This window comes from Frankia gtarii (assembly GCF_025403375.1).
Classification (GTDB): Bacteria; Actinomycetota; Actinomycetes; order Frankiales; family Frankiaceae; genus Frankia; species Frankia gtarii.
Genome location: NZ_JAMPTM010000350.1, coordinates 1 through 6,415, shown reverse-complemented (window position 1 = coordinate 6,415; position 6,415 = coordinate 1). Strand labels below are relative to the sequence as shown.

4 protein-coding genes are annotated in these 6,415 nt (G+C 71.8%); 2 read left to right on the top strand and 2 right to left on the bottom strand.

The features are described from left to right. Positions 1–160 precede the first annotated feature (160 nt). Both NBZ83_RS29085 and NBZ83_RS29080 read left to right on the top strand, forming a co-directional pair. Positions 161–367: a hypothetical protein gene (locus tag NBZ83_RS29085; RefSeq protein ID WP_261576231.1), complete on the top strand. Its 207-nt coding sequence runs from the start codon at positions 161–163 to the stop codon at positions 365–367. Positions 368–565: 198 nt separating this feature from the next. Further along, on the top strand, positions 566–769 hold the full coding sequence (locus tag NBZ83_RS29080; protein ID WP_261576230.1) for a hypothetical protein: 204 nt from the start codon (positions 566–568) through the stop codon (positions 767–769). A 170-nt stretch (positions 770–939) separates the two neighbouring features. Here NBZ83_RS29080 and NBZ83_RS29075 read toward each other — a convergent pair whose 3' ends face one another. After that, positions 940–1,830 (bottom strand): alpha/beta fold hydrolase, encoded by an 891-nt coding sequence (locus tag NBZ83_RS29075; RefSeq protein WP_261576229.1) that lies wholly within the window; start codon positions 1,828–1,830, stop codon positions 940–942. 428 nt (positions 1,831–2,258) lie between these two features. After that, positions 2,259–6,131 carry a CHAT domain-containing tetratricopeptide repeat protein gene (locus NBZ83_RS29070; RefSeq protein ID WP_261576228.1) on the bottom strand — a complete coding sequence of 1,291 codons (3,873 nt, stop codon included), beginning with the start codon at positions 6,129–6,131 and terminating at the stop codon, positions 2,259–2,261. Positions 6,132–6,415: the final 284 nt, after the last annotated feature.

Below are 6,415 nucleotides of genomic sequence, written 5' to 3'. Positions count from 1 at the left end.
CCCCACCACCCCCAACCGGCCCGGGTGTCATGGGCATGCCGTGGCGTACCCGGCGGGAGGCGAGCCCCAAGTACCCCGCTTTCCCCCGTCGGGTACCAGCGCTGGCCGCGGCTGCCTGGCCCTCGTTCGGCCGGCCGGTGACAGTGCGCGCAGGACAGCCATGAGCATCGTCGCCGCAGGCGTGGCCGCGACCCCGGTCCTGATCGTCGTCGTCCTTTTCCTGCGCTACCTGCCCGACGCGGTCCTGACCCTGCTCGCCGGGATCATCGCCTTGTGCAGCCGCAACCCCGCACGCGTCCGCCGCGCGATGGCCGTCCTACGTCTCCTGCGCGCCCGAGACGACAGATCCCCCGAACCACCACCATGATCATAACGGCGGGGATTCAACGATGCCGGCGATAGCCCTCAGGCCTGTCGAAAACTGATCGGTTTCCGACAAGATCCAGTAGGTGGCCGGGGAAGATGCCCCCGCCGAGACCTCATAAAATCGGCAGCGCCGTGGGGGAAGCGCGGTGCTCGGCGCGATCAAGGCGTCGGGCAACCTCGTGCCCCTCGGGAGTGCTCCGTGCTCATTGGCCTCACGGTCGTCCTCGCAGCGACGGCGATCGTCGCCATCTCCGTCGTTGCCGGCTTGATGAACGGCATCCTGCATCGCGCCGACGGGGCCATCCTGCCGGCCGCGGTGCGCGCCGGCGGCAGGGCTGGACTCGCCGTCCTCGGCGTCCTGGTGGCCGTCGCCGGTGTCGCGGGGGCCTGGCTAGCCCTGTAACTTCCCCGACCCGGCGTCCGCCGCGACCCACCGCCGGGGTGCGGGAGGCCGGCAGCGTCGCCAGCACGCCCAGCGCGGTGGCGGCGGCTTGGGCGAGCTGGGCGTGGACCGCGGGCTCCGGCACGGTCCCTCCGGCTGTCACGGACAGTGGGATGCCATGGGCGGAGGTGTCACGTCGTTCCGTCGAGCGCCAGGGCGGCCGCGAGGGCGTCTGGGCGTTGCAGCTCGGGGAAGTGCCCGGTCCCGGGCAACCGGTGGATACGAACGGAGGGGACGTGGTCGCGTAGCGTCTGCGGATCGCTGGCGTGGTGGGACCGGTCGGCGTCGCCCCAGAGGAGGGTGACCGGGACGGCCGGCGCCAGGGTCGGCGCGGGGCCGCCGAGGTAGGCCTGGAACGCGGTGGCGAGGGCGAACATCGCCCCCGCGGCGAACGCGGCGTCGCTGTGGCGGACGAGCGCGCCGGTCAGCGTGGCGTCGGCCGTGGCGGCGCGCAGCCAGGAGCGGGCGACCAGCGGCGCGCACGGCCGCAGGAGGAGCTGGCCGACCACCGGCCACCGCAGCGGCGATCTGCGGGCGACGGCGTCCCGCCAGGCGATCTCCTGCGCCCAGCCCGGGGCCTGCGTGAGCACGAGACGGTCGACCAGGTCGGGGCGGCGGGTGGCGATGTCCAGGCCGAGGTAGCCGAACGCGCAGGGAAACACCAGCCCCATCGGCGCACCGCCGAGGCCAGCCAGGAATGCCTCGATGACCCGGGCGGTCGCGGCGAAGGAGCCGTCGAAGCCGGCCGGCGGGGTCGAGAAACCGAATCCCGGCGGCTCGAGGACCACCACCCGGTGACGCCCGGCGAGCCGGCTGATCACCTCGCTGTACGCCTCCACGGTGACCGGCGGATCCGCGACGAACACCAGCGTCCGCCCCTGTCCGACGTCGCGGACGCGCAGCAGCGCACCGGCGGCCTCGACCACGCGCACCCCCGGTGTCCGGGCCGACGCGGGCAGCCCGCGCCGCAGCGGCCGAGCGAACCGCTCGTCGATCCGAGGTCCCCATCGCGTCGCCGGCACCCGCCCATGTCATCAGACCGGTGCTGGCCAGCGTCGACCGGAGCTGGTGAAGGCGAGATCAATCCGGCGCCGGTCTGGCGCCCGATAGTCCCCGCGCATCCAAAGCGCCAGCCCCTGGCCTGTCCGCAGCGCGGCGGGGATGTGCCGCAGTCACGGCCCGATCCAGTCACGCAGGGTGCGCCGCCCCTTTACGTCGGATGTCCAGAGCCGTCGAGCATCCTCGGCGGGAGGCGAACGCTCACCGATCTGCTTCCCGAGGAAGAGTGTGATCGGGTAGCAGCCGATCACGACCCTCGGGAGTGGCGTGGACGTGAGCTCATTGTGGGCACGGATGTTCCGGTACGGCGCGGCACCGGCGGGACGGGGGAGCAAACGAGGCCGGGCGGAGCGTGGGCGAGCTGGTCGCGTGGGACCGGAAGGGTCGTGCTTCAGGCCCCGGCGTGGATGTGAGAGGCCCAGACCGCCGGCGCATCCGGCCACAACCTGCGCAGCCCGAGAATCGCGTCGTGTAGGGCACCGGCCACGTCGAGCGGCCGGCCGGGGTCGAAGGCACCCGTCGCGCCGGACGGACCGTGGCCGGAGATCCCGAGCGCGGTGTAGACAGCGTCGGCCAGCGCGGCCGCGGGCGTGTCACCGACCGGCCAGAGCGTGGCGATGACGTGTTGGTAGCCGGCAAGCTGGAACGCCGACGCCAGATGGATCGCCTCGTCGGCCAACCGGACCCCGGGGCGGCCGGTCTCGCAGGCGGAAAGAAACGCCAGCCGGGCGCCAGCCAGACGCAGACCGATGATGTCAGCGACCGTCAACGGGTTCTCCTCGTGATCTGTGAGCAGGAGCCGGCTGGCCGACGGGTTCTCCGGGTCGGCGTACCCATGGCAGGCGAAATGCGCCCATGGGTACGCCGGGAGCGCCGCCAGCACCTCGTCGCGGGTGGCCCGCGCTCCGGTCAGCCGCGCGACGCGGCCGGGGAACAGCGACTGAAGGCGACGGATCTCCACCTCCGTGCCGGGAAGGTCGGAGGCGCCCGGGGTGTGCAGCATCGCGACCGCCAGGATCAGTCCGGGCCGCGCCCCCCGCCCCGGCTCACGCCCAAACTCGGGGCCGCCCGCGAGCTCGGGTGGGCGAACCAGCCCGAATCCAGATCCAGATCCAGATCCGGAAGGGTCGGCGCGAGCGCGGCGGGCGTGGGTCAGCGCGCGGACGGTCGGGGTGATCGAGCTGACCGCCCGGTCGAGCAGAGTAGCGGGGATCGGATCGTGCCGCGTCTCATGCCGGCCGGCGGCGTGGATCGGGAGGAACGACAGCAGCCCGGATGTGCACCACCACAGCCGGGGCCAACCGGCCCTGCTCCCCTGCTCCGAATGTCCCCCGCCGGTGCAGCCGGCCTCCTCCGACCGTGGCCCGGGCGGGTTGCGGGGCGGCTGGTCGGTCACGCCGATCCGGTCCAGGACCGGGGCCGCCAGGCAGTCCCACAACCAGCCCAGGATCCCGACCAGCCCGTTTCCATCCTGTTCCGGGCGGGAGGCAGCCAGCACGATCAGAAAGTCCCGCACCCGGTCAAGCACCACCGCGGGGGTGAGGCCGGGCAGCGGCACCGGGGGCAGGAGTCCATCGGCGGTCAGGATCAGCGCATACGAGCCATGCTGGGAGACGGTCACCAGGATGACTGGGCCGTCGGCGGCCGCGGAGCGCAGATCGGCCAGCCGGGGCGGGCGGAGAAAATCCTCGAAACCGGGTAGCGCGCGGATCCGGTCGATCGTCTCGTCAAGGTCGTCGGCGGCTCGCCGCCGACGCTGCCGCTCCCCGGCACCGGCCGCGCCGACGCCGGGCCCGCCACCGGCGACTTCGACCGGGCCGGACCCGGGATCCCGGGTCGAAGCTTCGGGGGGGTCCGAATGGTCCAGTCGGCGGCACAGATCGGTGAACCGGTCAGCCAGGTCGGGATGGTGAATGGCGACGGCGCTCAGATCGGTGCGGGTGTCCAAAGCCTGCCCGAGCAGCACCCCCCGGCCCTGCTCGAAGAGTTCCACGGCCCGGTCCGGCCAGCCGGCGTGGATGGCGCAGGCGGCGGCGTCGGGCCCAAGGTTGCCGAACTCGGCGAGCAGGCCCTCCTGGTCCGACCGGGTCAGGCCACGCTGGACCACCAGCGCGAGCAGATCGATCGCGCGGGCGAAACCCGCGACGGCCTGCTCCCACCGACCGCCGACAGCCGCGGCCAGCCCCCAGCTCCACGCCGCGATCGCCCGGTTACGCGGCGGAGCCACGGTGATCTCGGCCCCGTCGCGACCGGCGTCGATCGCCTCATCCAGATCGGCCGGTTTCCTCGCCCGCTCATAGCGAACCCTGAGCGCACTGCTCAGATTGACCAGGAGTCCGACCCGGTCCGGATGGTCGAGGGGAGCACCGTTCGCCGCCCGCCGGCCGATCCCGATGGCCTCTTCCAGATCCGCCGGCTCGCCCAACCGCTCGTATCTGTCCCGAAGCAGCGCGGACAGATTGGCCAGATAGACGAACAATCGACCGGGATGATCGGCGGGGACGGCTGCCACCGCCTGGCGGCTCACGTCGATCGCCTCCTCCAGGTCGGCTATCTCCCCCAACCGCTCGAACCGGGTGCGCAGCGCGATGCCGAGATTGGCCAGGTATCTGACCCGACCGGGTCGCCCGACAGCGGTCGCGGCCAACGCCTGCCGACACACGTCGATGGCCTCATCGAGATCCGCCAGTGCCCCCACCCGTTCGAAGCGAGCCCGCAGCGCGATGCCGAGGTTGGAGAGCCAGCCGGCCCGGCTGTCGTGGTCGACCGGAGTCGCGGCCACCGCCTCCCGACTGACCTCGACCGCCTCGTCCACGTCGGCCCGCTCACCGACGCGCTCGAAGCGCAGCCGGAGAGCCAGACCGAGGTTGGACAGGTTTATGGCACCCGCAACATCGTCGGCCGAGGCCACGGCCCTCGCCTGTCGCCCGACGTCGATCGCTTCGTCCAGATCCGCCAGGTCACCCAGCCGTTCGAACCGGGTATGCAGGGCGCTGCCGAGATTGGCCATCATCAGCGTGCGACGGGGGCCGCCAGCGGGTGCGAGCGCCAGCGCCCGGCGGTGGAGGTCGATCGCCTCGTCCTGGTCCGCCAGCTCCCCCACCCGACCGAATCTGGACTGCAGCGCGAGACCGAGAGTGGTCAGGTGCAGAGCAGCACCGGATCTGTCGGCAGTGAGCATGGCCAGCTGCCGGTGGCCGTCTATCGCCTCATCCAGATCCGCCAGCTCCCCCACCCACTCGTACCGGGTGACCAGCGCGAGACCGAGGACGGTCAGGATCTCGGGCCGCAGTGGATCATCGGTGGGCATGAGCGTCAGCGCCCGCCGGCCCGCTTCGACCGCTCCGTCCAGACCGGTCGGACCCCACAGCCGACCGTCGGGGGCGACGGCCAGGACGATGGTGAGAGCGCCCAGGACATCGGCGCGGTGGGCGTCGTCGGCCGCGGTAAGCAACACGGCGCGGCGACCCGCTTCAATCGCTCCCGCGAGATCCGCCTGCTCACCCACCCGATCGAACCGGAGCCGTAGGCCGACCGCGAGGTTGGCCAGTATCTGGGCCCGAGCGGGACCGTCGACCGGGGTGAGTGCCAGCGCCTGTTGGTTGAGGTCGATCGCCAGGTCCAGATCGACCGGCTCCCCTGACCGGTCGTACCGGACCCGCAGCGCGGTCGCGAGGTTGGACAGACAGACGACGCGGCCCGCATGGTCGTCCGGCATGACGGCCAGCGTCCGGGTGAGCAGGTCGATCGCCTCCGGTAACCCCGGCAGATCTTCGCTAGCCACAGCGTCCGTCAACCGACTCGCGGCCTCGGCCGTCCACAGGTCGAGACTGCCCACGAAGGTCTGCTCCAACGAGGCCAGAAAGTCCTGGGAAAACCGCGCCGGATCGGCCTCAGACAGGGCGGTGAACAGGACTATCGCGGTGGCGAGATCCTCCTGGCCGCCGGTGGGAGAAAGAGCGATGAAGCGGGTATAGCGCAGCCGGGCGGCGACGTACACGGTTTGCAGGTCCGCGGTCGTGCTCAGCAGCTCCTCAATCCCCTCGAGAGCCTGGGGGTCGAGGATCGCCGACGGATCACCGTGCGTGTCGAACCGCTCCAGTCGGGCTCTCAGCCGCGCGAGCCGCCGTTCCCGCGTTTCCTCCGGGCCAGCGGGCTCCGGGCCAGCTAACTCGGGACCTGCGGGCTCGTGGCTTGGCCGTCCCCCGATCCGCTGGTCGCCGCCCGGTTGGTGCCGAATCCGTGACAACAGACGTCTGCGCATGTCCCGCCCCCGCCATCCACCCCGCCATGGGCAATGACATCAGACCACTGATCCGGATGAGAATGATTACGTTGGTGAGATCGGGGTCTGGCGCAGATCTTGTTTGCGCCGTGAGGCGCTGTGGTTCGAGTGGAGGTGGGAGACCTTCGCCTCCTGCCCTGTCGCGGTAGGGCGGGTGGAGCTGGGGGCAGCCTGGGCCCGGGTAGTGCCGGTCCGGGTCGGAGCAGCCCTGACAAAGCCGGGACGTTCCAGCACCGCCAGATGGGGCGGGTCCGGCGAGCGGA